20 protein-coding genes are annotated in these 25,696 nt (G+C 49.3%); 12 read left to right on the top strand and 8 right to left on the bottom strand.

Annotated features, from left to right (window positions below; genetic code table 11):
• The first annotated feature begins 23 nt into the window (after positions 1-23).
• From C9J03_RS17275 to C9J03_RS17265, 3 genes are all read left to right on the top strand, one after another.
• The gene (locus tag C9J03_RS17275; protein ID WP_044621495.1) at positions 24-410 is read left to right on the top strand and encodes a hypothetical protein; all 387 of its coding nucleotides are present in this window, start codon (positions 24-26) and stop codon (positions 408-410) included.
• Positions 403-1,626, top strand: coding sequence for an HlyD family secretion protein (locus tag C9J03_RS17270; RefSeq protein ID WP_044621494.1), 1,224 nt, complete (start codon positions 403-405; stop codon positions 1,624-1,626). The genes C9J03_RS17275 and C9J03_RS17270 overlap by 8 nt, the downstream gene beginning before the upstream one ends.
• Positions 1,627-1,829: 203 nt before the next feature.
• Positions 1,830-2,564, top strand: a complete 735-nt coding sequence (locus tag C9J03_RS17265) for a hypothetical protein (RefSeq protein WP_044621493.1) — start codon at positions 1,830-1,832, stop codon at positions 2,562-2,564.
• A 6-nt stretch (positions 2,565-2,570) separates the two neighbouring features.
• On the opposite strand, the gene C9J03_RS17260 is transcribed toward C9J03_RS17265, so the two are convergent.
• Both C9J03_RS17260 and C9J03_RS17255 read right to left on the bottom strand, forming a co-directional pair.
• A complete protein-coding gene (locus tag C9J03_RS17260; RefSeq protein ID WP_039461792.1) occupies positions 2,571-3,743 on the bottom strand; it encodes a cation:proton antiporter in 1,173 nt (390 codons plus the stop codon).
• 294 nt (positions 3,744-4,037) lie between these two features.
• On the bottom strand, positions 4,038-4,448 hold the full coding sequence (locus tag C9J03_RS17255) for a hypothetical protein (RefSeq protein ID WP_044621492.1): 411 nt from the start codon (positions 4,446-4,448) through the stop codon (positions 4,038-4,040).
• Between the two features lie 345 nt (positions 4,449-4,793).
• Here C9J03_RS17255 and C9J03_RS17250 point away from each other — a divergent pair, with 345 nt between their 5' ends.
• Positions 4,794-6,158, top strand: a complete 1,365-nt coding sequence (locus tag C9J03_RS17250) for a class-II fumarase/aspartase family protein (RefSeq protein WP_044621971.1) — start codon at positions 4,794-4,796, stop codon at positions 6,156-6,158.
• A 435-nt stretch (positions 6,159-6,593) separates the two neighbouring features.
• Here the strand turns inward: C9J03_RS17250 and C9J03_RS17245 are convergent, their stop codons facing one another.
• From C9J03_RS17245 to C9J03_RS17225, 5 genes are all read right to left on the bottom strand, one after another.
• Entirely contained in the window at positions 6,594-7,484 is an 891-nt protein-coding gene (locus C9J03_RS17245) for a LysR family transcriptional regulator (protein WP_044621491.1), read from the bottom strand.
• A gap of 167 nt (positions 7,485-7,651) precedes the next feature.
• Entirely contained in the window at positions 7,652-9,025 is a 1,374-nt protein-coding gene (locus C9J03_RS17240) for a serine hydrolase domain-containing protein (protein ID WP_044621490.1), read from the bottom strand.
• A gap of 305 nt (positions 9,026-9,330) precedes the next feature.
• A complete protein-coding gene (fadA, locus tag C9J03_RS17235; RefSeq protein ID WP_044621489.1) occupies positions 9,331-10,494 on the bottom strand; it encodes an acetyl-CoA C-acyltransferase FadA in 1,164 nt (387 codons plus the stop codon).
• Between the two features lie 16 nt (positions 10,495-10,510).
• Positions 10,511-12,652, bottom strand: coding sequence for a fatty acid oxidation complex subunit alpha FadB (fadB, locus tag C9J03_RS17230; RefSeq protein ID WP_044621488.1), 2,142 nt, complete (start codon positions 12,650-12,652; stop codon positions 10,511-10,513).
• 1 nt (position 12,653) lies between these two features.
• A complete protein-coding gene (locus tag C9J03_RS17225) occupies positions 12,654-13,976 on the bottom strand; it encodes an acetyl-CoA hydrolase/transferase family protein (protein ID WP_044621487.1) in 1,323 nt (440 codons plus the stop codon).
• A gap of 244 nt (positions 13,977-14,220) precedes the next feature.
• On the opposite strand from C9J03_RS17225, the gene C9J03_RS17220 reads away from it, so the two are divergent.
• From C9J03_RS17220 to C9J03_RS17185, 8 genes are all read left to right on the top strand, one after another.
• Complete coding sequence (locus C9J03_RS17220) at positions 14,221-15,243, top strand: helix-turn-helix domain-containing protein (RefSeq protein WP_044621486.1); 1,023 nt, start codon at positions 14,221-14,223, stop codon at positions 15,241-15,243.
• A gap of 397 nt (positions 15,244-15,640) precedes the next feature.
• Positions 15,641-16,480, top strand: coding sequence for a hypothetical protein (locus tag C9J03_RS17215; protein ID WP_044621485.1), 840 nt, complete (start codon positions 15,641-15,643; stop codon positions 16,478-16,480).
• Between the two features lie 371 nt (positions 16,481-16,851).
• Positions 16,852-18,873 (top strand): oxidoreductase, encoded by a 2,022-nt coding sequence (locus tag C9J03_RS17210; protein WP_044621484.1) that lies wholly within the window; start codon positions 16,852-16,854, stop codon positions 18,871-18,873.
• Positions 18,874-18,897: 24 nt separating this feature from the next.
• On the top strand, positions 18,898-19,659 hold the full coding sequence (locus tag C9J03_RS17205; RefSeq protein ID WP_146149090.1) for a hypothetical protein: 762 nt from the start codon (positions 18,898-18,900) through the stop codon (positions 19,657-19,659).
• Positions 19,660-19,801: 142 nt separating this feature from the next.
• Positions 19,802-21,256: a TolC family protein gene (locus C9J03_RS17200; protein WP_082060505.1), complete on the top strand. Its 1,455-nt coding sequence runs from the start codon at positions 19,802-19,804 to the stop codon at positions 21,254-21,256.
• Positions 21,253-22,242, top strand: coding sequence for an HlyD family secretion protein (locus tag C9J03_RS17195; protein ID WP_044621482.1), 990 nt, complete (start codon positions 21,253-21,255; stop codon positions 22,240-22,242). Before C9J03_RS17200 ends, C9J03_RS17195 begins: the two co-directional genes overlap by 4 nt.
• Positions 22,239-23,384 (top strand): ABC transporter permease, encoded by a 1,146-nt coding sequence (locus C9J03_RS17190; RefSeq protein ID WP_044621481.1) that lies wholly within the window; start codon positions 22,239-22,241, stop codon positions 23,382-23,384. Before C9J03_RS17195 ends, C9J03_RS17190 begins: the two co-directional genes overlap by 4 nt.
• The gene (locus C9J03_RS17185; RefSeq protein ID WP_044621480.1) at positions 23,381-24,547 is read left to right on the top strand and encodes an ABC transporter permease; all 1,167 of its coding nucleotides are present in this window, start codon (positions 23,381-23,383) and stop codon (positions 24,545-24,547) included. Before C9J03_RS17190 ends, C9J03_RS17185 begins: the two co-directional genes overlap by 4 nt.
• A gap of 96 nt (positions 24,548-24,643) precedes the next feature.
• On the opposite strand, the gene C9J03_RS17180 is transcribed toward C9J03_RS17185, so the two are convergent.
• Entirely contained in the window at positions 24,644-25,276 is a 633-nt protein-coding gene (locus C9J03_RS17180; protein ID WP_044621479.1) for a heme-binding beta-barrel domain-containing protein, read from the bottom strand.
• Positions 25,277-25,696 lie beyond the last annotated feature (420 nt).

The raw sequence follows: 25,696 nt of genomic DNA, 5'->3' as shown, positions 1-25,696 counted from the left end.
CGTAAGTGAATTGGGGAACTGTAATGAGTCTCGTCAGCATGCCTTTTGTCGACAGCGGAGTCGATACTGCGCTTCACGTTGTTGCCGCTGTGGTTCTATTTGGATCCATAGCTGCAGCCGTGTATGGGTTTTGGCGTATCCATGAATTGCCGATACAAAAAGCACACAAGAATGAACATCATCAGTTGGGGCTGATAACAGCCCTGACTTGGATTGGATTTATCTGGCACTGGGTATGGGTTGTCGCGGTCATTATTGCCTTTGTCGATGGCGAGCAAGCGCTTCGCCATATTCGCGATATCTGGAAAGAAAAAGATACCCAACAACCCTCAGGGCCGACTCCTGCGGTCTGTAAGTCTTCAGCGTCTGAGTCTGTGAACATGGCTAACGAGGAGGTTGAAAATGCTTGAGGGTTTAGCGGTATGGGCACTCTTTATCTACCTCCTGCGTCTCGTGGGGATGCCCTGGAATAAATTTACCAAAGCATTTTCCTATCTTGGTGGTGCAGGCTGGTTGGTATTTGTCTGGATTGGATTGATCACTTTTGCGCCGATGGATATGTCTGGCGGCTCGGTTGTTCAGTCACCGCATATTCAGCTGCGCCCGGGGTCGACCAAAATCAAAGGACATGTGGACGAGATTTTGGTTCGTCCCAACGAGAAGGTGAAGAAAGGGCAGTTGGTTTACACCCTGGATGACGAGCAATACCAGATTGCCCTCAATAAAGCCCAGACTCAGTTGGATTCGGCCAACGTCGCGCTGTCCATTTCGCAAGAAGATGTGCTCATCGCAGAGCAAAACCACTACGCGGCTCTTAAAGATATCGAGATCGCTTCCAATGAAATTGAAGCTGCCAGGGAAGATTTGGAATGGAAAGAAACGACGCTACGTCGCTACCAGAAACAGAACAAGGCCGTTAAGCACACTATTACCGAGACTCAGATGGATGAGCAGCAAACTGCGGTGGATGTTGCAAGGACCAAACTTGTGACGCTGCAATCTCAGCTCGATAAAGCCAAGGTGTCGGCACATCGTGCCAAGCTGGACTTCGAGAAAGCGGGGCTGTCTGTCGAAAGCCGCAAAGTGGATGTGGCCAACAAACTGGAAGATGTTGCCCAGGCGCAGTGGAATTTGGATAACACTCGGGTGTATGCACCTGCGGATGGCTACCTGACTAACTTCATTATGCGCGAAGGCCAGTATGTCGGTGTGATGCCGCGGATCCAGATGTATACCGACGAAAAGTATGTCTTGATGCGGGTAAACCACCAGGCGATCCGAAATGTGAAGGTCGGGCAGCAAGCGGAGTTTGCGTCTCCGGTCTATCCGGGCAAGGTGTTCAGTGCTGAGGTTGAGGGCATTATTGAAGCGACTGGCGAGGCCCAGGGGAGCTTGCTGGCAAGAGATGACAATGTTCGGCAGATGACAGGGAAAAATGCGCTGAATAAACACCATTTTGTCCGCTTGAAGCTGACAGAACCTGGCGACTATGACATTCCGGTTGGTTCGGTTGGCCTAGCGTGGATAAGTGCAGAAAAGCCGATTGACTTCTTGGCTTTCTTAGATGTTATTCGCGGCATTATTATCCGCATGAAATCCCAGATTTACTTCATCTGGTCGATGTAACACAAGCTTTAACGGCGACATAACAAATACAAATGAGCTAAATACCGATTACCGCTCTGGGATAACAAGGTTCTCCGAAGCTGAGTTATCCCACTTTTTACTACGTTAATGCTGACCGTAGTGGCTGCAATTCTGCTAGGCTAAGGAATTGCAGCCTTTTTTTTGTCTGGTATATAATCGGGACGATACATGGAGTGTTGATCATGTTTTTTCTGTCCCTGGATACCAATATCCAATACCTTGCGTTATCCCGCATCAAGCTGTCCTGCTACCTGCTTATTCAGAGCGTGTTTTTTACTTTGTTCTCTCCTGCTGCCCTTGCGACGGTTTTACTTCACGATATTGATTTTGGCGACTCGGTCAGTCATGTCCGCTCGCTACCTCAGGGCTTTGATTGCTCAGTCTTATATCAGGGTAATGACGCCGAAAGTATCGAGCAGGAAGGCGCTGCGTTTTGTTTTGATGAGACCCATTTGTTCAATGCCGAAGGTGGCTTGCTGACCGCCTTCATCGCTGACGGGGTCGTCAACCGGATGGAATATACCCTTGATATGTCATTGGCCAATTACAACGCGGTACTTGCAGGCTTGCGCCGCCAGCACTATGTCTTTGCCAAAGTAACCGTCGGTGATAAGACGTTGGATGTGCTAGCAGGTTTCAAGGAGGTGGAGCAGCAGAAGCTTGATGACCAGCTATTCACTCTGGTCAATCAGGCGGATTTCTCCGCTGCCCGAACGTTTATTCTGGTTGATAACCGCAGTTTTCAGCGAGCCCTCAAAACAGGTATCAGCAGTGTTGACGGTTGGTTAGCGAACAAGGCGTTGCAGAAAGACTTTGCACGCCTAACCATGATACATATTACATTCAATACCGGCGGGATCGTGCTGCAGGCGACTAGGCCGTTTGCCGGCGGGAATGGCTCCGGGAGGGGGCAATGAGGCCGGCTAATCTTTGCGGAGTTTCTTGACCGTAGAGATTGGGGTGGGAAAGCGGTTTACCACCCAGTAGGTCGAGATGATAAAGGTGGTTATGGTGGCCATTTGGATAAACAGGGTGGCTTCTATCGACAATATGCCGCTGATCATGGCGGCATAGGCAACCAGAAAGGAAAACTCACTGGCTTGGCTGAGTCTAGCGCTCAGTTCATGTTGCATTGTGGGTTTTTCCCGAGCGAGCTTCAATGCAAAGGCGAACCCCCAGTATTTGATAGCCACCAGCAATGCGCCAAATGCCAGGCCAAAGAAGGTATAGATATTCCAGTCGCTGAAATTCATCCTTGCGCCAATAGCAAAGAAGAACAAGATCAGGAAGAACTCACGCAGCGGCTTTAAATGGACAGAAATCGCTTGGGATACCCGGCTGGTCGCAATCGAAATCCCGGCAATGAACGCTCCGCTTTCATAAGATAACCCCACCTGGTGGCTTAGTTCAGCCCAGAAGAAGCACCACGCGAGGGTTGCCAGGAAGCTGTATTCCTGTATCACGTCGAACCTTCTGAAAAGGGGAAAGATAATATAGCGCACGCCAATGAATGCCAACGTACAGATCGCGACGAACTTCCCCAGCATCAATAAAAAGCCGACCAACATGGCGTTGCCACTATTCATATTGAGAAAGATAATCACACTGATCGCGATGATGTCCTGGACCAGCAAGATGCTGGTGATCACCTCACCCATCCGCTGATGATGCAACGTCGTTGTTGGTATTAACTTCAAGCCAATGACCGTACTGGAAAACATCAATGCTGCTGCACAGATCACTGCATCGAGCAGCGACAGTTGAATCGCCAAGCAGAACAAAAGGGTGATGGTAAAGAAGAAAGCGCAGGTACCGAGCGTAATGATCGCACTCTCTTTGAACAGGTTAAGTAGCTTGTTGGGCTGCAGGTTGAGGCCGATGAGGAATAGCAGCAAGATGACGCCAATATTGCCAATTTGCGTGATGTGCTCGGGGTGAGGGACTAGGTTGAAGCCGTGGGGGCCGATAATAACACCGGCTGCAATGTAGGCCAGGATAATGGGTTGGCTGGCATATAAAAAAAGCGTACCGAGGATAGCTGCGCTGATAATAATCGCACATAGTTCAAAGATTATCGGTGCTAGATCAATCGGCATACCGGTTCGACCCCATGAGAAAATCCCTACAACATGGTGTCACATAAGTTTGGCCTAAGTTGTTATGTTGCGCCTAAGCGTTTAGTTGCATTTAGTGCGGTGGATTGCAGTTGTTGATGGAAATGTGTGAGTTGACTTACTTGATTTATAGTACATCGTTCTGTATTGTTGATTGGGTAATGGTTCTAAGCAATATGGATGTTGCTTGATTAGGCTTAATTTGCAGCGGGCTGGTGCCCGCTTTTTTTTCATTTCTCGTTAGCTATATGGTTCAAGAAATTAACGGCCTGGCAATTAGCGCCGTTTGGTCTGTATTTCGACAATGCCACGCTTGGTCATTCCTGCCAGATCTGTTTTTTTATTGCCGACACTTTTGTACTTGAAGGTAATTTGTCTCAGGTTACGGGCCTGATGACGGGGAACTGAGATGGCGCGGCTGGTTTTTCCTTTCAAGAGAATGCCTAGGTCGTCGGTGACTATTTGACTGCCGTCCCGAAAGTGTAAAGTGATCGATTCCATATTAATAATGCCTTGCTTGGACTTGAGGCGCACCTGGCGAATATCGCGATTATGCCGGTTGATATTTACCCGGTCGGTATCCTCTCGGTAGGTAACACGGCGCTCGGCTAAATGCTCCCAGTCCTTGGCGAAGGCCGGTTGGCTGAAAGTAAGAATCAGGGTAAATAAAAGTAATAAACTTCTCATTGAAAACACCTTAGTGCATGCATGTAAATTAATGATTTTATTGGGTAATATACAACTTGCATTCACTCTATATATGTTGGTGCGAATTGAACAGGCAGCCCTGTCAGAGTTTGGTTAAACCGCATTTCTCTGATGTATATGTAGTCGGTTATCGTGTTGCCGGTAGGCACTTTAGAGCGATGGAAGCACGAAAGGACTTATTGTTGATTGGAAAATCAACAAGTGGTCAGTGGCATCATATTCATTGTACGGAAATTGTGCTTCGAGTGGTTTGTTAAGCTCTTAGCAATCTCTATAGTAGGAGGGTTCTTCTCATTACATTTATTGGCGCTTAGGATGAAGTATATGCCCGGTTCAAATGTCTCTGTTTTTGACTCAACCCTTTATTCCCCGCTTTTTACCCAAAAGGATATGAAGCGGATATGGTCTGACGATAACCTTATCCAAACTTGGCTAACTTTCGAGAGCAGTATTGCCAGGGTTCAGGCTGAACTTGGGCTCATTCCGCAGCAGGCTGTCACCTCGATAGAGCAGGTTTGTGTTACCGGCAATATCGACTGGGTTCGGTTGGCGCAGGATACCCAGTCGGTCGGCATGGCAATCAAACCTTTGGTTGATCAGCTCACAGAGCAAGGTGATGATTACGTTAAAAAGTACCTGCACTGGGGCTGTACAACCCAGGACTTGCTGGATACCAGCTTGGCAATGCGGGTAAAGCAAACGCTGGACTTGGTTCGTACCCAGCTAGTTAGTTTGGGCGATCAGCTTGAAGGCATGGCCCTTACCCACAAGCAAACCGTGATGGTGGCGAGGACCAATGCGATGGACGCCTTGCCAACCACCTGGGGGCTGCAGGTAAGCAGTTATTTGCAGGAAGTGACCCGGCACATTGTTCGTCTTGATGAGCTATACCCGCGTGCAATCACCGGCATGTACGGCGGGGCGGTGGGTAACCTATCGTCGATTGGTCCGCAGGGGCTGGCGGTGCGAAGTGGATTGTTTTCTGCTCTTGGTCTGACTGAGCCTAGAGGGCTGGCTAATGCCAGTTTGGATAATATTGCCGAGCTGATCCAGTTCTTTGCATTGGTGCACGGCACCCTGTGCCGGATCGCCAACGATACCGAAACCATGGGGCGGGCCTCGATTGCGGAGGTTCGAGAAGGCGAGGCTGGCGGTGGCTCAAGCACCATGCCGCACAAAGCCAACCCGCGAGCCGCCAATATGATCCAAACCCTATCGCGTATGGGCTGGATGTACGCTGGCAGTGCGCCAAACCTGATGGATCAGCATGATGTCCGTTCTGCCTCGATGCGGGTGCTGAACTGGAGTTTGGTGCCGGAGTCGTCATTGGCGGTCTCCACTGCACTGGAACGGGCCCTGCGGTTGGTAGCGAACCTTGTCGTCAACAAGCAGCGGATGCGTGACAACTTCGAAGCCTCCCGCAACTTTATCATGTCGGAAGCGGTGATGATGAAAGTGGCCGATAAAGCCGGCCGAGGCGAAGGCTATCGCAGGGTACAAGCCGCCATTGCGAAGGCACCCGCAGAGGGAAGTCTGGCAGAGGTACTGAAACAAGACGCGGCGGTTTGTGCCATGCTATCACCGCAAGAAATTGATGAGGCATGCAAGCCGCAACATTACCTCGGTTGCAATGAGGCGCTTATCGACGAGACGATTGCGCAATATCGTCAAGCGGCGGGGAGATCATAGGGCCGCGAACGAAGAAGTTCAGTTTGCTGGATGCCATCTCAATCACGCGTGCCTCAACCTTAAGGTACTTTGGAGGGAGTTGGGTAAAGCCGACGGCGTTGCTGCACTCCCTAGCCAGTAACAGATTGAACATCGTCCAATCCAGGCATATGTCATCATCCTAGTTAGCGCTCGATACTATTGATAAGTTGTTGGTTTTGAAAATCACTTGTGGCTGGGAGCCCCTTCCCAGCAATATCCTATTAGTTAGGGCTATTTCATGGTTTTAAGCATGACGTCAGAAGCGATTTTGGTACCTTTTGCGATAGCGTCTAAATCAATTAGTGAGCTTCGACTGGTGAAGCAGTATATGACTGAAATTGTTTGCGAACTAACCCGAGAGTATCTTAAGTAATTGCCGATGTTTTTTGGCGGTATCCCAATGTTATTAGGCCTTTATATTAGGTAATCGCCGGCGTGGTGGTTTAGTATGTCTAGCGCAAAAACGATCTCTTCTCGGGTGTTGCTGGCCAGCCCGAAAAATAAGCACACCCCCTGCCGGTAGTTTCGAGTTGCGTTGGCTAACGGCAACGGTTTCAAATGGCCGGATGTTATCCATGGTTTGGCCAAGGCGTCGGACAGGGCGATCCAGCCGCCGTCAGCCAATAACTCGGCGGCTAACTCTACACTGCTAACTTTTTCCACCACGTTAGAAACTCTGAAAAAGCCCAAGTCCCCTTCACGGGTATTTGGCAGCTCATACTGCGTCTCCAGCCGTAGGTCATCCAGGGAAACACTCTCGGTTGCGGCAAGTGGTGTTCGAGCATGAACATAGCCGCAAAGTGGCAAGTTACCAATATATTTCGAAGCAATCCTAGCCTGAGTTCTTGGACTGTTTTCTGTTGCCATTATAGCTATGTGGCACGCATTGCTCTCTAAACCGCGGTAGGCCTGCTCTCGGGAAGAGGGAGCACATTGAATAGAGATTCCGGGATAACGTTCCTTGATGGCTTTAATTGTTCTGGCGAGCAGCCCGGCGGGAATTTGCTCATCGTGGAGCAGGACCAATTCACCAAGCGGGTCATCGAGCAAAGAGAACGCTGTCAGCTCAAAGTCTTTCGCTTGCTTGCTAAGGTTTGTGGCTCGAGAAATCAGCTTGTGGGCCGCGTTGGTCGGCTTTGCCTTTCGCCCTTCGATGTTGAACAGTTCGACGCCTATCGTGTCTTCCAGAGTGACAACATGTTCGCGTATTGTACTGCGTTCTTTGTTGGCAAAACGTGCGGCGGCGCTATATGAACCGTGCTGGTAAACCAATGTGAAAGAATGTATCTGCTCCAGTGAAATCATGGATTGTCTCAAACTATCGGGTGTTAATGCATCAAAGGTAGAAAATACACCACCGATAGCAAATTGTCTGATGGTGTGCTCACAAGGTTATCCAGCCGGACTCTACGGGGGCGACACCAAAAAGCCAATAGGCCTTAACGCAAGATTAAGGCCTTCAATGAGTTAGTTTATTTTGTCTGGTCTAATAACTCTGCGACTTTCCTGAAGTAAGCCGGGGCTTTGACTTCACCGTAAGGTGCGACGTATGGCGTTGCCGAGAAATACACTGCGGCAAAGTCGCGTTCCGGATCGACATAAATCCCCTGGCCGGTGTTGCCGTGTTTGTACATGGCTCCGTCTTCGAACATGAAGTCAAACTGGTACGCGCCTTTGACCGGCTTCTCTGCAAACAGGCCGATGGCTTGCTTTTCTTTGTGGCCACCAATAAAGGCATCGGCGTTGCCGGCACTTCGGATTTGCTTGAGTAGTGATGGCGTGACAACTTGCTCGTGTGCGACTTTATCCCAGCTTGGCGTATACAGGGTCGCGTATTTGGCAAAGTCCTCCAAGGTAGAAGATATAATAGCCATATTTAGCGGTGTACCGTCTGGCGTCAGGTGCACCATCAGCGGCATACGTGCCCCCAGCTTGCCCCAAATACGCTCCTCTACAACGTCTGTCCAGCGCTTGTTGGTCACATTCTGGATAACTTGGCCAAGCACTTGGGTGTTGAGTGAAGAGTAACGGAAGCGATCGCCTGGCTGTTCGTTTCCAAGTGGCTGGACATCTTTTAGCACGTCCCGCCAGGTTTCACCCTCAATGCAACGTTCTGTCGTACCTAGCGCTGAGCTAACGAAGCGAACGAAAACGCCTTCTGGGTCTAGGATGGAGGTGTTATTTTCTTCGTGATCCAACCCTGCGGTGTGATTGACTAAATCCAGGACGGTAACCTTGTCCCATGCGGTGCCTTTGAGCTCCGGGACATATTTTGTTGCAGAGGCGGTTAGATCAAGTTGGCCCTCTTCCGCCAGCATCGCCGTGATGAGGCCGGTCAGTGTTTTAGCTGAAGACATCCAAACATGGGTATCGGTTGGGTTCATCCCCGGGTATGCCTCATAAACCACCTTACCTTTGTGGATCATCATCACACCCTGATGGCGGAATGTTGGGTGGGCAAAATACTCATCCATTCTTTGCTCGCCCTCGCTATCGGTCTTCACCACGATGTTGCCGATGTCGCTATTGAGGTTGCGCTCCAATTCAAGCTGCTGGGTAGCTGGGTTGACCATGTCTGTGCGCATGAAGGTGCTCCAGTTGGTCAGATAGTACAGAGTGTGATCCCCCCCCATCTGTGCATGGAAGCTTTCAAAGCTGTCGTAGGCGCCTTGTATAAAGTCCAACTCAAAATGTTCTTTCGCTGCGCTGACAGGAAGTGTCACGGTAGCGCCGGGTGCTGCAAGGTATTTGGCCAGAGGATGGTCAGCCGGTTCATTGGCATTGGCTGATAAAGCCGATACTGAAGCGATAGTCAGAGCGAGGGTTTTCAGTCCGAATTTTTTCATTGTTTTCCCTTGATGTTATTACCTTCACAGAGAAGGCCTTTTGTTTCAGGTCACTATTTTAACATTCGAACCAAACCAAAAAATTCAATTATGGTAGGGATAGCACACCAAAATGCCAGGTGCAGGGATTAATCTTGCGGCCTGACTCTGGTAATTGGCGAGCAATGTAACGGAGTGGATTCGGGGGGAGTTTGTAATTGAATATCGTGCCGATTGACGGGTAAAAAAAGGCCCTACATCCAGAAGGTATGTAGGGCAAATGGTAGGTAAAAGGAATCAGTTATTATATTTCGGCACTAATGCGATTAAATCCGCTCAATGATTGTCGCAATGCCTTGGCCCATACCGATGCACATGGTTGCCAGGCCATAACGGCCTCCTTTATCTTCCATGATGTTCATCAGTGTGCCGACGATACGTGCACCGGAGCAACCAAGAGGATGACCTAGGGAGATAGCACCACCGTTTAGGTTTACTTTTTCCTCACGTACATCCCACAGGCCAAGATCCTTTAGGCATGGGATTGCCTGCGCAGCAAAGGCTTCGTTAACCTCAGCAAAATCGATGTCATCGATGGTTAGGTTTGCTTTAGCCAGGGCTTTCTGGGTAGCAGGAACCGGCCCGTAGCCCATGATGGCGGAGGGAACGCCCGCCGATGTGGCGGCAATGATGCGAGCGCGTGGCCTCACGCCAAGCTCTTTGGCTTTCTCTTCGCTCATGACCAGAAGGCAAGACGCCCCGTCAGAAAGCGCCGATGATGTACCGGCGGTGACTGTCCCGCTGACAGGATCAAAGACAGGGCGAAGTTGGCCCAGTGACTCCGGTGTTGTTTCAGGACGAATGACTTCATCCGTCTTTACAAGAATTGGGCGTCCGTTAGCATCGTGGCCCATGATAGGAACGATTTCGTTAGCAAAGCGGCCCTCAATCGTGGCTTGGTGCGCAAGCTGGTGGGAGCGTGCACCTAATGCATCCTGCTCCTCCCGAGTTACCTTGTGCATTTTGCCGAGCGCTTCTGCCGTCATTCCCATTAATGCGGAGGCTTGCGCCATCTGTTTGTCTAGTGCCGGGTTGAAATTCATCCCCTTCGTCATCGGCACATGGCCCATGTGCTCAACACCGCCAACCAGGATAATGTCAGCATCCTCTGCCTTGATGGCACGGGCAGCCATATGCAGTGCATCCATCGATGAGCCGCATAGGCGGTTAACCGTTGTGGCCGGTACTGTCACCGGCAAGCCAGCTAGCAGCGCGGCATTGCGTGCGAGGTTAGCCCCTTGCTCTTCTGTCTGCTGGACACACCCCCAGATGATATCATCAACCATCTCAGGTTTGACGTTTGGCTGACGTTCAAACATGGCCTTCATCAAGTGGGCCGACAGGTCATCAGCACGAGTATGACGGAATACACCGTTTTTGGAACGTCCCATAGGGGTGCGTGTTGCATCAACGATAACTACATTTTTCATATCTTACCCCTAGGTATTAGTAGAAGGTTTCGCCATTTTCGGCACGAGTCAATAAGCCTTCCGGCAGCGCATACAGCGGTCCGAATTGCTCATACTGACGGGCAATTTCCACCAGCTTCGGTAGGCCGATTTGATCCATGTAGTAGAAAAGGCCACCACGGAAAGGAGGAAAGCCCGTACCGTAAATCATTGCAATATCAGCTTCTTGCGGAGATGCAACAATGCCTTCGTCCAAACAACGGATAATTTCAAACATCATCGGTAGCATGAGACGCATAGTGATAGTGTCTGCGTCAAACTCTCGAGCTTCTTTGCGGTTGCCGGAAATTAAAGACAGTGCCGTTTCGCTTGTCGAAGGTTTGACACGGCCACGGCGGTCAGCAACATAGTTGTAGAAGCCTGCCCCATTTTTCTGCCCGAGACGCTGGTTCTCAACCATGATTTTGAACAGGTTGACCTCAGGCGCGCCCAAACGTCCAGGGAAGGCCGCGTCCATAGACTCAACGCAGTGTTCTGCTGTGTCTAGGCCAATGACATCGGTCAGATGTGCAGGACCCATCGGCCAGCCAAAGCTTTTAGACATCGTCTTGTCAATAATGGCAATATCACCGCCGTCAAGCACTAGCTGGTTGAACGCCAGCATGTAAGGTGTCAGGCAGCGGTTAACCAGGAAGCCGCCGCAGTCATTAACAACGATCGGTGTTTTGCCCAGTTGTTCAACGTAGCGAACTGCTTTGGCAACCGTTTCATCGCTGGTTTGTTCGCCACGGATCACCTCAACCAATGGCATGCGGTGAACTGGGTTGAAGAAGTGGATACCACAGAAATTCTCTGGGCGCTTGAGTGATTTTGCTAGGCCGCTGATCATCAGGGTTGATGTGTTCGATGCGATGACAGCATTCGGCGCAGCGTTTTCCAGGCCGGCTAGCACAATTTCCTTAACCTTCGGGTTCTCAACGACGGCTTCAATAATCAGGTCGGTACTTTCCAGGGCGGCATCATGCAGCGTTGGCTGGATGCGGTTAAGGACATCACCCATTTGCGAAGCTGATTTGCGTCCCTTATCAACTTGTTTTGACAGCAGCTTGTTGGCCTCCGATAAGCCAAGCTGCAGGCCTGACTTGTTGATGTCTTTCATGACGACATCGATGTTGCGGTCGGCTGACACGTAGGCGATCCCGCCGCCCATGATGCCAGCCCCGATCACACCTATCTCAGCCGTCTTGTCTGATTTACCTGTGAACGAGCGTGTTTTGGCCTTGACGTGCATATCTGACAGGAATACGGATACCAATGCATCAGCAACGCCCGATGCCGCACATTTTGCAATGCCTTTGCGCTCGACAGCCAAGGCTTCATCACGCCCTATGGTTGCTGCTTTTTCCACCGTGTCGAGGATGATGTGTGGTGCTGGGTATTGTTTCCCGGCAACTTTGAATGCCATGCCGCGCGCAACGCTGATAGACATCATCTGCTCATACTGGCTCAGGGGCAGTGGCTGTTTCTTCTCGGCCTGGCGGGCCTGCCAGTTGAGATCGCCGGCAACACAGCTATCCAGAACAGCAATTGCTTCTTCTACAGCGTTCACTTTAGTCGGATCAATAACCCCGTCGACAAAGCGTTGCTCCATGGCTTTTTCTGCCTTGAAGTTCTTGCCTGTGGTGAGCCACTGCAGTGACGTATCCAGACCGACAATACGTGGTAGTCGGGTGGTGCCGCCGTAGCCGGGCATAATCCCAAGCTTCACTTCCGGTAAGCTGATTTTGACATCGGTCGTAGCCAGACGGTACTCAGCCAGCATCGAAAGCTCGACGCCGCCGCCGGCAGCTACCCCATTGATAATGGCCACTTTCGGGTATGGCAGGTCTTCAATGCGGCTGTAAACGCTGTGTACCCATGACAGGTAGTCCTCAATAGCGGCTTCGCCAGCGGCAAAAAGGCCACGGAACGCTTTGATATCCGCACCGGCACTAAATAGTGGCTTGTCAGAGCGGATAACCAGGCCGTCAATGTTGGCGGCCTGAAGTACCTCTGCACAGGCTTCTAGCTCTTTAAGCGCACTGTCACGCAGCGTGTTGACTTTGTCTTGCTGATCATTGAATACCAGTTCAGCATACTTGCCGTGTTCAACAATCTGGAAACTTTGTCCCTGATACATGTTATACCTCCTGACCAGGCTTGATTAGGCCTGCTTCAATAGCTTCATTTCGAAGAGAATCGCGGAAATCTGGGTGTGCAATGGCGATTAGTGCCTGGACACGCTCAGGGACATTCAGGCCACGCAGATCAGCGCTGCCGTATTCAGTAGCAATGACTTGCACATCGTTACGTGGTGTTGTCACGGCGGTACCTACAGGCAGTGCGGTACGAATTGTTGACTCTGGCCCGTTCTTTCCTTGGTGGGTTGATGCCAGTACCAGGATGCTAATGCCGCCATCCGACATTCCGGCCCCACGCACAAAGTCAAGTTGGCCACCCGAGCCAGAGATTTGGTTAAATCCAACCCCTTCTGATGCCACCTGCCCGGTGAGGTCGGCCATGATGCATGTGTTGATAGAGATAAAGTTGTCGTTTTTAGCAATCTCAACCGCATTGACCACATGGGTCACATTGCCCATTTCGATATCTGGGTTATTGTGGACATAATTAATCAACTCTTGCGAGCCCGCAGTGAAAGCCGTGATGATTTTGTTTGGCTTGTAGTTCTTGTGCTCGTTGGTAACCGCTCCTGCCTTGCACAGCTCCATCATAGACTCGGTGAACATTTCGGTATGGATACCCAGGCCTTTGTGCCCTTTCAGTGCCATCCCCATAGCATTTGAGATGGTGCCGATACCGATTTGGATAGTCATGTTGTCTTTGACAAATGGCAAGACGTGCTCGGCAATCGAGACTTCCAGCTCTGAAGGGGCCTGCGGCTTAGGGCCGGCAATCGGGTGATGGCCCTCAGTAACCCAGGTGATATCATTAATATGAACGAGATTTTCTTCCGCACCGATGAATGGTTGGAATTTGTTGATGACTGCGATAACGGTATCGGCATGTTTTAGCGCATCGGGTGTACCGACACCGCCGCAAGCGCCCATGCTCAGGTAGCCGTTTTCGTTTGGCGGTGTCATTTCAACGACCACGACATTGTGTCCTAGGTGGCTGAAAAGCGACCCCATTTGGGAAAAGTGGAAATTGGTATGGCTAATATTGCCTGTTTTTTGGATCTTACGCTCCAGAGGCCCCATAAATAAACTATGGTGCTCAAGATGAGGTGCATATTCTGGTTTTAGAAAGTCAAAAGGAGTGGTCAGTAGTCCCGTATATAGTTTACAGCCTTTAAGCTCGGTATGACGTTTTTCTAATTCTTTCAAAAAGAAATAAGGTGTAGATAATAATCCACCAGCCCATATTTTGTCATTGGATTTGATTTTTTTTGCTGCCTGTTCGACAGAAATGAACTTTTCATTATAGGCCAATTGCCAATTACTCATGAGTAACCTCGTTATCAATAAGACTGCTTGATAACACAGTCGTAGTGGGGTGTTGTTGTATTGTGTTGCAGGAATGATAAGCAGGATTGTTGGGGTAATCTTTGCACTTTACGCCAACTGGTTGGCTAAGTCGGACAGGGTGAAAAAGTATGATAGCTATCACATCATTATAAATGTTGATATGGAGGTTTATATATATAGATCGTAATATATTACAAACTTATCGAAATTATGAATCAGGGTTATGGCGTTAGTTAATAGTGAAAGAAACAGTAAGTCATATTATTTACATCATGGTTGGTTAACATTAATAAAACAAGCGGCGGAACAATACGGACTCAAGTTGAGTAATTATTTCTCGCAATCGAGTAATAATATCGATCATTTGGATGTGAGAACGGTCAGGGGGATCCACCATCAGATGGTGCTTGACAGTAAAGACCCAACTTTTTCTCTTGTAGCCGCCAAATATGTTCAACCCTTAACGTTTGACAGCTTTTCATTGCTACTATGGGCTGCTCCTGATCTGAATACATTGATTAGTGATGCCTGCAAATACTCGATGTCTGTGGGAGCACCTATTCACCTGAAGCTGTCTTATACGATTCAGGGGCATGCGGAGTTATGGGTTATCAATCGGGAGCCATTGAATAAGGAGTCGGTAGTCACCTATGTGGGGGTGACATTGTTCATCGCTGTGCTTATGCAGATTGTCTACAAAGCCGTTGGTCGGGAAGACCTTGGATTGAAGGTTGGACTCAATAGCTGGCCTTATACAGAAGAGAATAAGGCTAAGTTTGAACAGATTATGAACTGCGATATTGTAACCGGTTCACCTGTTCGCAAGATAATTATTCCCCGAAATGTTTTAAATACCAAGATAGTTACGGCTAATTCCGATATTTACTTGGCGATCAAACCCATCGTTATCAAGCAGACAGCAAAGGTGATTCGAGAGGACATCTTCTTACAGATACACAGCGTGCTGAATCAAATGAAAAGTCTCAGTGATACAACGATAGACGATGTAGCCAGACAGCTGTCATTTAGTGTACGGACCCTGAATAGAAGGCTAGCCGATGAGGGTACGACTTACAGAAGCGTGCTTGAAAAGTACAAATTGGAGCGTTCACTGCAGTTGCTTAGTCAATCTGACTGCAGTATTACCGAGATTGCCTATCAGTTGGGTTTTTCTGATATCAGTACCTTTTCGCGCGCCTTCAAGCGCTGGACAGGTTATAGCCCTTCGAATATCGAACGTAAATAGTCCAGAATGATAAAAAAGTGCCCCTAGTGATGTTGAACAACTACTCACGGAGAGTTTGGGATAATGTGCTCGGCTTTATTGCCAGCTATTCGGCACTTTGTAGTTTGGTTTTATTGAGTTGCAGGGGATGAAAAAATTGTTTGTAAGTAAATAAGTTACTGTATGCTAACAGTATAGTATTATATTGATGGCTATTTTAGTAAGGGTTTATTTGTTCTTTTTTGAGCGGCTGTGTTTTTATATGCTCAGCATGTAATAAGCTTGTCTTTAAACGCCAACAGTTTTGCAAAGTACGCCATGGTGAAATAAGTGGCGGCTTGATCATGGAACCAGTTTTCTCGTCTACATATTATTCAGGCCTATAAGTTAATTATTAAAATAAATCATTAGGTTTGAAATGAAAAAATTATTTTTTATTACACTTCTTATTCCTACCGTCTCTATATCTGTCAATGCAAATAGTCTGAATGAAGACTCTTTCTGGCAGCATTATGCAACAACTACATCAGCTTCTTTTCAGTCAACGTCAGGAACAACGACCAATAGTGGGAGTAGCCACCAAGTTTCAGGGCAAAATTTGTACTTTGATACAGTGACAGCCGGACGTTTAGGCAACAGTACCTATTTCTCGTTTATTGAGGCAGTTGTAGGCAAGCTTAATGGTACGGATAAGGGGCATGATCAAACACCCTATGGACGGGAGTTACTGGAAGTTAACGGTTTATTTAGTCAACAATGGGACGTCACCTCGTCTTTTCAACTTGGCTGGAATTATTATGGTATTGATCGCGACATTACTCATACCGATATCGGAAAATTTGGTTATAGCTTGGGTTCAGTGGGTTTAAGTGCCGGTTATCAGTGGGGAAAATGGTCTTTTACACCTGTTTTAAATTACATTTTTTCCGCCAAGTTGGGTAAAGATGGTCTGAATGATTTGGGAGAAAGCGAATTTGACGGGTATTTTTTCTACCCGAGAATTAGTGGAAAAATAGCCTCGAATGGTACTAGGGTAATGCTGGGTACTGAATATTTTAACGGTTCTAACAGTGAAGGAACCGATGTGGAATATTTAAAAGGGGTTGCTAAATTAACCTCACCAATAGGAAACAGCAAGAAATGGGCGGCAACCGGCAAACTCGTGCATATATCTTATTTTGCTTTCGATTATTTTGGTATTGATATGAACCCACATCAAGAGACGTCGGTATCTTTCGGCATCCAATACAATTGGTAATTGATTGAATAATAAAATAAGAGGTTAAATTGTTGTGAGAAGAACCTGCTGCTGAATGCTTATGCATGATAATTCTATCTTCAAAGATAAATAATAAATAGTTTCTGTAATAGAGTGTGCCTTTTTAGGCACACTTTTTTATGCGAAATGATTAGCATAAATTTTGCGTTTAACCTGCTTTTGCGTAATGCAACCCAAGTTGATTTAGCTTGGGGAGAGGAAGCTGATCCATGTCAAATCCTCAATTTGTTGGCGTAAATAGCAAAGAAGAGGTCGTGCATGGCAAAGAAACTCATCTCATAAATTGTTGTAATCGCTGCAGATTCTGTAGGTGTCTAAAACACCGACAAAAAAGACTGGAGCATTTTAAAATGTTAAGACAAGAACATAGCGTTTTGTTTGAGCCGATGAAAATCGCTAAGCTTAAGCTAAAAAATCGCTACTCTATGGCCCCGATGGGGACCCTGGGCTGTGTCGATTCTGATGGCGCATATAATCAACGTGGGATTGAATACTACACTGCTCGAGCTCGTGGTGGTGTTGGCTTGATTATCACTGGTGTACAGATGGTGGAAAATGAACTTGAACAGTTTCCATTGCCTTCTCTTCCATGCCCGACAATCCACCCCATCTCTTATATTCGTGCCGGTAAAGAGCTGACAGAGCGCGTGCATGCCTATGGCACGAAAATTTTTGCCCAGCTGACCGCTGGGTGGGGACGCTCATGCATTCCTGGCTTTACCCCTGAGGAAAAGTCCGTTGCGCCATCGCAGGCCCCCAATCGTTTTGATCCCAGCATCACTCACCGCGAACTGACAACCGAAGAAGTCCAGTATTTCATCGGCAAGTTTGTTGAATCAGCGGCGATCGCGCAAAAGGCGGGGTTCGATGGAGTGGAAATCCATGCCGTTCATGAAGGCTACCTGCTTGATCAGTTCACGATGGAGTTCTTTAACAAGCGTAGCGACCAATACGGCGGTAGTTTCGAAAACCGTTATCGTTTTGCGGTGGAAATCGTACAGGGAATTAAAGCGGTCTGTGGCCAGGATTTTCCGGTGAGCTTGCGCTACTCGGTAAAAGGTAACATGAAGGGATTCGGCCAGGGGATCTTGCCTGGAGAGCAGGCTGAAGAAGTCGGCCGCGATATTGAAGAAGGACTGCGTGCGGCAAAATTCCTGCAGGATGCGGGCTTCGATGCGTTGAACGTGGATGCCGGTACTTATGATTCATGGTACTGGAACCATCCGCCTAACTACTTTGAACCGGGCATGTACAAACCATACTGCAAAGCCGTCTCTGAAGTGGTCGACATTCCAGTCATCATGGCAGGTCGTATGGAAAACCCAGACTTGGCTGCTCGCGCGGTCAGTGAAGGGGCTGCTGACGGAATTTCCATGGGGCGTCCTCTGCTGGCTGATCCGGAAGTTGTCAATAAGATCCGGGGTGGGAGGTTTGAGGAAGTACGCCCATGTCTTTCCTGTCACCTTGGCTGTCTTGGTCGGATGGCTGAAGTGGGTAACCTATCTTGCGCCGTTAACCCAGCTTGTGGACGTGAAGAAGAGTACAGACTAACCCCTGCTTTCAGGCAGAAGAAAGTTGTGGTTGTCGGCGGTGGTGTCGGCGGCATGGAAACTGCTCGGATCGCTGCTGACCGTGGTCACGATGTTGTGTTGTTTGAAAAATCATCCCAGTTGGGCGGCAATGTCATTCCTGGCAGCCAGGCGCCATTCAAGCATGATGATGCACAGCTCATTACCTGGTTTGAAGGCGAAATGTCCCGCAAAGGCGTTGACGTTCGTATGAATGTTGCAGCCGATCTCGACACTATCAACCAAGAGCAGCCAGATAGTGTGGTGTTTGCGACGGGCTCTCGTCCAACCATTCCTGCCTGGTTGGAAGGGGCAGACAAAACGCATGTTGCCATTGCAGAAGACGTATTGATGCAACCTGATGTGATCACGGGTGATAAGGTCGCCGTTGTTGGCGCAGGTCTTGTTGGTGCCGAAACCGCATTGTGGCTTGCTCAAAGGGGCAAAATAGTGACCTTGGTTGATGCGGCTGACGATATTATAGGCGGTCCGCACGGAACCTGCTTTGCCAATTATCAGATGCTCAAGGAGTTGCTGGTTAAAGAAAAGGTAGAAGTGCTAACCAGTACTGCGCTGAATAAAGTGACCGATTCGGGAGTCGAAGTACGCCGAGGTGATGACACAACCGGCATCGACGCTGAACATGTCATTTTGGCAATGGGCTACCAGGCCAATAGCAAATTGTTTGATGAGATTGCCAACCAAGTTGACGCCGGCGAAGTGTTTAATATCGGTGATAGCCAAGAAGCGCGCACGATAATGGCCGCTATCTGGGAAGGTTATGAAGTCGGTCGCGCCTTGTAATTTGGACATATGATGAACAGTAAAATGCTAATTACAGCAGGACTTCTGCTGACGACCAATGTGTGGGCGTTTGGCGAGGAGCCTATTGCGAGTCATGACCTAAAAATAGTGTCTGAGCATCGAGGCCATTTCAGCCGTGATTATATGGAATTTGGCAGTAATTTTGGCAAGGTTGGTCCTGGTTTGTTGATGACGACACTGGAGTATCACAGCTGGGCGAAGGACATGCGCAAGAATGGCTTTATTCCTATTGAAGGTGATCTGGCCGATGCAAACAGCGTCGATTCATTCTTTGCTCCTGGGTTTATGTACTTTGTGCCAATTAGCCAGAAAATGGCCGCTGGTCCACTGGCGAAGTATCAGTTCGACGATGGTCATCGCTCGATGCTGAAGTCTGGCTTTGGCGGTATGTACAACCATGGCAATGGGTTCTATGCCTTTGCAATGTATCGCTTTGATCGCGGTTTATCTAGCAAGTTGGATCGTATCAGCTATGCAACCTCGGATGTTGACCGCAAAGATCTCGTGCTGGGTTATCAGTCAACAGGGTGGGATATCAATCTACGTGCCGCGCATTTTCACTTTGTGAGAAGCTCAACCCGAAATGTCGCTAAGGCGCTTGGCCATAAAGCGGAATTTGCAGAAGCGGAATTGACCGCTGAATATAAAGGCTTCAAGCAGTTCTCGCCGTATGCTTCGGTGATTTGGGAGTCGAAAGACCAATACGCCAACCCAACAGCCTTTGGCAACAACGGGTTTGCGGTTGGGCTGAAATTGCATTTTTGATTTATCCTCAATTTGGGCAGCTAAGGCTGCCCAATAATTTCTATTCACATTACGTGACTTGCATCACGGTCATTGATTTTTAGAGTTATTACTCTAAAATTGATATATCTAGCCACTGATACAGGCATATAGGTATTTCACAATGAGATTAACGCCAGCTGCGGTGCTTACCTGCTGGGCGATGATGGCGGTACCGGCAGCAGCCAGTGCCAATGACACCATTGATAATGACCCACATCTTTCATCTTTTGCTGTGGCAACGCCAGCAAAGGCCCAGCAACCTGTCAGCTTTCTTGAGGCTTGGCAGGCTATCGTCAGCCAAAATGATGGCCTTGCTGCCGAGCGAGCCAATATTGAGCGAACCCGAAGCATGCAAGATGCCGCGCGGGATTTGTATCTACCCTCCATCAGCGCAACGGCGAAATACACCCGGCTCGACAAGCCGGTCGAAATTAAGCCTTCTGATCTAATTGAGAGCATGCCTATCGGCGATGTTGTTTCCGGCTTACCAATTTTCGATCAGCTGTTTACATCACAGCTGACCAAGCGTGAGGTTTTCACCAGCTCAATCCGCGCGGTATGGCCCATTTTTACCGGCGGCCGGATCACCGCGGCGCAGGATATTGCCAAAGGGCAAACGGAAGAAGCCACCCAGTTACTTGCGATGAAACAGCAGGCAACCTTTGAGGATCTCTCCAAGTTCTATTTTGGAGTGGCTTTGACCCAGCAAGTACTGGATACCCGTATCGAGGTAGAAAATGGTCTCAAGCAGCATTACGAGCGTGCCAAGAAGCTGGAGCAGCAAGGCCAGGTAGCCAAAGTTGAACGCCTGCAGGCACAAGCGTCTTATGACAAGGCGCGGGTAGAGCGCCAGAAAGCGCAACGGGATCTGGAAATTGCCCAAGTTGCCTTGACCAAATTGATCAAAGCCGAAGCTCCCGCGGTGCCGTCCTCTTCGTTGTTTGTCAACGAGTCGCTGCCTCCTATGTCGTCGTTTTTGAATAAGACGCTGGCTGGCTATCCCGGTCTGCAAATCCTCGATGCCAAGAAAAAACAGGCCCAAGGCTTGATGGCGGCCGAGAAGGGCAAGTATTACCCAGAAGTGTACCTGTACGGTAATTACAACCTCCACGAGGACGATACGCTGGCAGCGAAAACGGCGCCGGACTGGGCGATTGGCGTTGGGGTCAATATTCCGCTGATTGATAGCTCGGGACGGTCAGGCAAGGTAAAAGCCGCGCACAGCGCGGTCACCCAGGTGAATTACCTCCGTGCGCAGGCGGAGCAGGATCTTACGGTACTGGTTGAGAAAACCTACCGGGAGGCGATGCAGTCACTGGAAGAATATAACGGGTTGGCGTCGAGCTTGGCTCTTGCCAAAGAAAACGTGAGCCTTAGAGAGAAAGCATTCAGCCAAGGCCTGTCGACATCGCTGGATGTTGTTGACGCAGAGCTGTATTTGGCAAGTGTGAAAACCCAGCGTGCCGCAGCGGCTTACCAATATGTTATCTCTTTGGCCCGCTTGCTGGCGGTCAGTAGTGAAATCAACAGTTTTAATCAATATCAGCAATATCAGGGGTTAGAGGTTCAGTCATGAGAAACGGCAAATCACGCGCGACGTTGATCGCCACTGTAGTAACAGGTACCGCAGTGGTTGGCTGGCTAGGTTATCAGTTTTGGCTGGCCTATCAGCCGGCCCCTATCCGTATGCAGGGGCAAATCGAAGCCCAGCATTACAATATTTCATCCAAGGTGCCGGGACGTATCGAGCAAGTGCTGGTGCGCAAAGGCGATAAGGTTGCGAAAGGAGATTTGATCTTCACGCTCTCGAGCCCGGAAATTGATGCCAAACTCGAGCAGGCCCGTGCCGGTGAACAGGCGGCCGATGCAATGTCCCAACAGGCAGAGCACGGAGCACGATCCCAGGAAATCGCTGCAGCGCGGGACCAATGGCAAAAAGCCAAAGCGGCGGCCAGCTTGATGGCGAAAACCTACCGTCGAGTTGATAACCTCTTCAACGAGGGGGTGATGGCAGAGCAGAAACGCGATGAAGCCTATACCCAGTGGCAAGCCGCCCGCTACACCGAGCAAGCGGCCTACCAGATGTACACTATGGCCAAAGAAGGAGCGCGGGTAGAAACAAAACGCGCGGCGGCCGAAAAGGTCAGGATGGCGGCTGGTGCGGTAGCGGAAGTAGAAGCCTACGCGGCAGATACCCAGATCTCTAGCTGGTTTGACGGCGAAGTGAGCCAAGTGTTGCTGCACGAAGGCGAGCTGGCCCCTCAAGGGTTCCCGGTGGTGAGCGTTGTGGATATGGATGACGCCTGGGCGGTATTCAATGTTCGTGAAGACAATTTGAAGTATTTCCAGCAAGGCAGTGAGTTTGCGGCAACCGTGCCGGCTCTTGGTGACAAGGACTATACCTTCAAGGTGACACATGTTGCGGTGATGGGGGATTTTGCCACCTGGCGTACAACGGATGCCGCTCAGGGGTTTGATATGCGCACGTTCGAAGTGGAAGCGCGCCCTGTTGAGCCGGTGGCTGGGCTGCGTGTCGGCATGAGTGTGATTGCAAGTAAATGAACAGACAACTCGCCCGTGAATGGCGGCTGATCCGGGAAGAGCGCTGGCTGCTGTCGCTGACAACATGGCTGCCCCTGGCGCTGTTCGCAGTCATTTGGGGCATATTCTCTGCGGGCATTGCCAGAGATTTGCCTATTGGCGTGGTTGATTTGGACCACAGCCAACTGTCGCGCCAGCTGGTGCGTTACTATGATGCTAACCCGACCTTGGCCGTGTCCAATGCCTATGCCTCCGTTGCGGAAGGCAGCCATGCCTTGAGGGGAGGGGACATTTACGCCCTGGTGGTGATCCCTGCGAACTTGGAGCAGGATACCAAACTGGGTAAATCACCAACGGCAACGGTGTTTTATAACAGCCAGTTCGTGCTTATTGGCAAGTTGGTGAACTCGGCAGTCACCCTGGCACATGGAACCCTCAACGCGCAAATTGACACCTTGAGGAATATGGTCGCGGGTAGCCGAGTGCCCCAGCAGGCATTGGGCCAAGCCGTCCCTGTTCGAAGCCAGATCACGCCGCTGTACAATGCCAACAGCCACTACGGCCAATTCCTGGTTTCGGCAACTATCCCGGCGATTTGGCAAATTGCAATAGTGATCACCACCATTATTGCCTTGTCGGCCGAGCAGCGCAGAAGTGGCCTCAACAGGTGGCTGGAGACCAACCCCCAGCGCCACTTAATCGCCAAACTGATGCCTTATACCTTGTTGTTTTTTATCCAAGGCAGCATTTTTCTCGCCACTATGTATGGTGTGCTGGATTGGCCGATGCATGGTCAGTGGTGGATTTTATCGCTGGCACAGTTGTTGATGATCTTGGCTTGCCAGGGTGTTGCGTGCCTGTTCTACTTGTTTACCCTCGACGCAACCAAAGCAATGAGCTTGGCGGCTGGCTTTACCGCACCGGCCTTTGCTTTTGTCGGTGTCACCTTTCCGGCTACGGACATGCCGAGTTTTGCCCTGGTCTGGCGGGCAATGCTACCCGTTACCCATTATCTCGATGTCCAGTTGCATCAGGTAAACCATGGTGTGGGCATCGCTTGGGCTGTGCCGCAGATACTGAGCTTAACGGCATTTTTGTTTACTTGGCTGCTGGCGGCTTGGCGGGTAAGCCAATTGAGTAAGAGACAAGAGGGGGGCGTATGAGTTGGCGTTCATTGTTTAAGTTTGAGTTCAAGGCCATTTTCTCTAACCCCTCGATTTTATTCACGGTGTTTGGCGGGGTGTTGATTTACTCGTTTCTCTATCCGCTACCCTATATCCACCAGTTGCCGCGGCAGCAGCAAATCGTGGTGGTCAACTTGGATCAGTCTGAATTAGGGCGCAAACTCGAGCGGATGGTCGATGCGACTCCCCAGGTTATGATTACTGCACGGGCGGAGTCAATTGATGCCGCCAAGGCAATGGTCAATCAGGGCAAAGTACAAGGGGTGCTGGTGATCCCGAAAGATTTCCAGCGGGATGTGTTGCTTGGCAAAAGCCCGACCTTGGCCTACGGCGGTGATGCCGCTTATTTTCTGGTGTACGGCACTATTGCAGAAGGGCTCGCGACAGTCGCAGGGACCCTTGGTGCAGAGGTGAAAGTTGCCAGAATGGTGATGACTGGCAGTGACATGGCATTGGCCGCCGAGCGTTACACGGCGGTTAAGCTCAATGCCCAGCCAGTATTTAACCCGACGATGGGCTACGTGAATTACGTCGTGCCGGCGGTCTTTGTGTTGATCCTTCACCAAACGTTACTGATCGCTGTAGGGTTACTGGGCGGAGGCCAGAATGAGTACTTGCGCGCAGGAAAAATTGGCTACTGGGTGCATTACCCCGCAAGGCGGGTGGTATTGGTCAGGGGGATCGTGTTTAGCCTGATCTACCTGCCATTGGTTATGTATTACTTTGGGTTTAGCTTCAGCTATTACCATATCAGCCGGTTGGCATCGATAACGGATCTGGCTTTGCTAACCCTGCCATTTTTGCTTGCGGTGATCTTCCTGGGCATGATTTTGGGGCAATTGATCCCCCGGCGCGAGTTGGCAACGGTGGTCGTATTGCTAAGCTCATTACCGCTAGTGTTTTCGACTGGCTTTATTTGGCCGGTTGAAATGATCCCTGCGCCTATCTCATTGCTGGCCCAACTGGCTCCATCTACCCCGGCGATCAATGCTTTTCTGCGGATAAACCAAATGGGAGCCGATTTTAATCAAGTCTTGCCCTTATGGGGACAGCTTTGGGGGCAGGCTGTGGTCTACGGAGTTATTGCCGCCAGACTGATGCTAAAAGTTAAGCGAGAAAATAAGCTTCCGGTAGCTAGATAAGGTGAAGAGTGATACTGAGCGTCAGTATCGCTCTTCTTCTTTGGCCCTTAATATAAGGTTCAATATAACCGTTAAGGTGTTGGTGGTATTTCGATGTTATTCGACTTTCACCAAAATACTTGAGTCTGTGTGAGAAACCGACTGACCATAAATATCTAACAATGTGGTCTGAGAATAGGTCATCTTGTCATCTTCAATTTGAATACTCATGGTAAAGTCGGTCGTAGTTGCATTTTTTGCCATGTAGTCTGATTCTGCGATACCACGTTCTGAGGCAATCAAGGTCATTTGATTACCGGCTGCTCCTTCTGCCGTGACACAGGTATTTCTTGGTACACAAAATGAGTTATAGACTTTCTGGTTGGCTTTATCATAGATAAAGTAACCGCGCTGATCATGGAATTTGGAATCGTCGGCCTTACGGAAGACTTCCTGTTTGTAATATAGCGCAACGAGGTACTGGTCACTGGCATTGGTTGCATCTGCGGCGACTTCAAAGGTGATGGTTTCGTAGAAGGGCGTTACCGCTGGTGAGCCTGCTGCAACATCTAACTCCTTTTGTGCCGGGGCAATATCAACACCACCGGCTTCGGCGGAAATCCAAGTCCCTACCAGTTGGGCGAGCGGGCCAAAGTCCATACCATCAATAATTGTGCTTTCATTATCGTTGGCAATTGCCGGGAGGGAAAGTGCTGCCGATACACCAAGAGCAATAATTGTGTTTTTCATATTGAGCTTCCTTTTTAGGTGAATTAATTTTTATGGCGGTTACTTTATATGAATTAATCTTGGTTAATTATTGATCTGCGATAATTATTGTTTGTGTAAATTTTATTTGTTTTCAGATTTTTAATGTTTGTTATTTGGCTTAATTGATTGTTACATCGTGAAATGGATTGAATCGTTTATTATCTCTAATGATTGAAAGATAGGCGGCAGTAATGGAATTAAAAGTAAATAATGGCTTGTGCTGGGGAAGCCATATGGTTTTTATTAGAAGCCATTTAAAATAAAATGGCTTCTTTATGGTGCGCCGAGCATGGCGTTGTTCTAGGAGGTGAAAGTCCTCTACGGGCTCAGTCGAGCGAGAACCGTTAGCCTATGCAAGGGTGTCCACCGTGAGGTGGGATCTGAAGGAAGCAAACGGCA

This window comes from Photobacterium gaetbulicola, assembly GCF_003025515.1.
Lineage (GTDB): Bacteria > Pseudomonadota > Gammaproteobacteria > Enterobacterales > Vibrionaceae > Photobacterium > Photobacterium gaetbulicola.
Note: the sequence above shows the minus strand (reverse complement) of the source record. Positions and strands in the feature narration are given on the sequence as shown.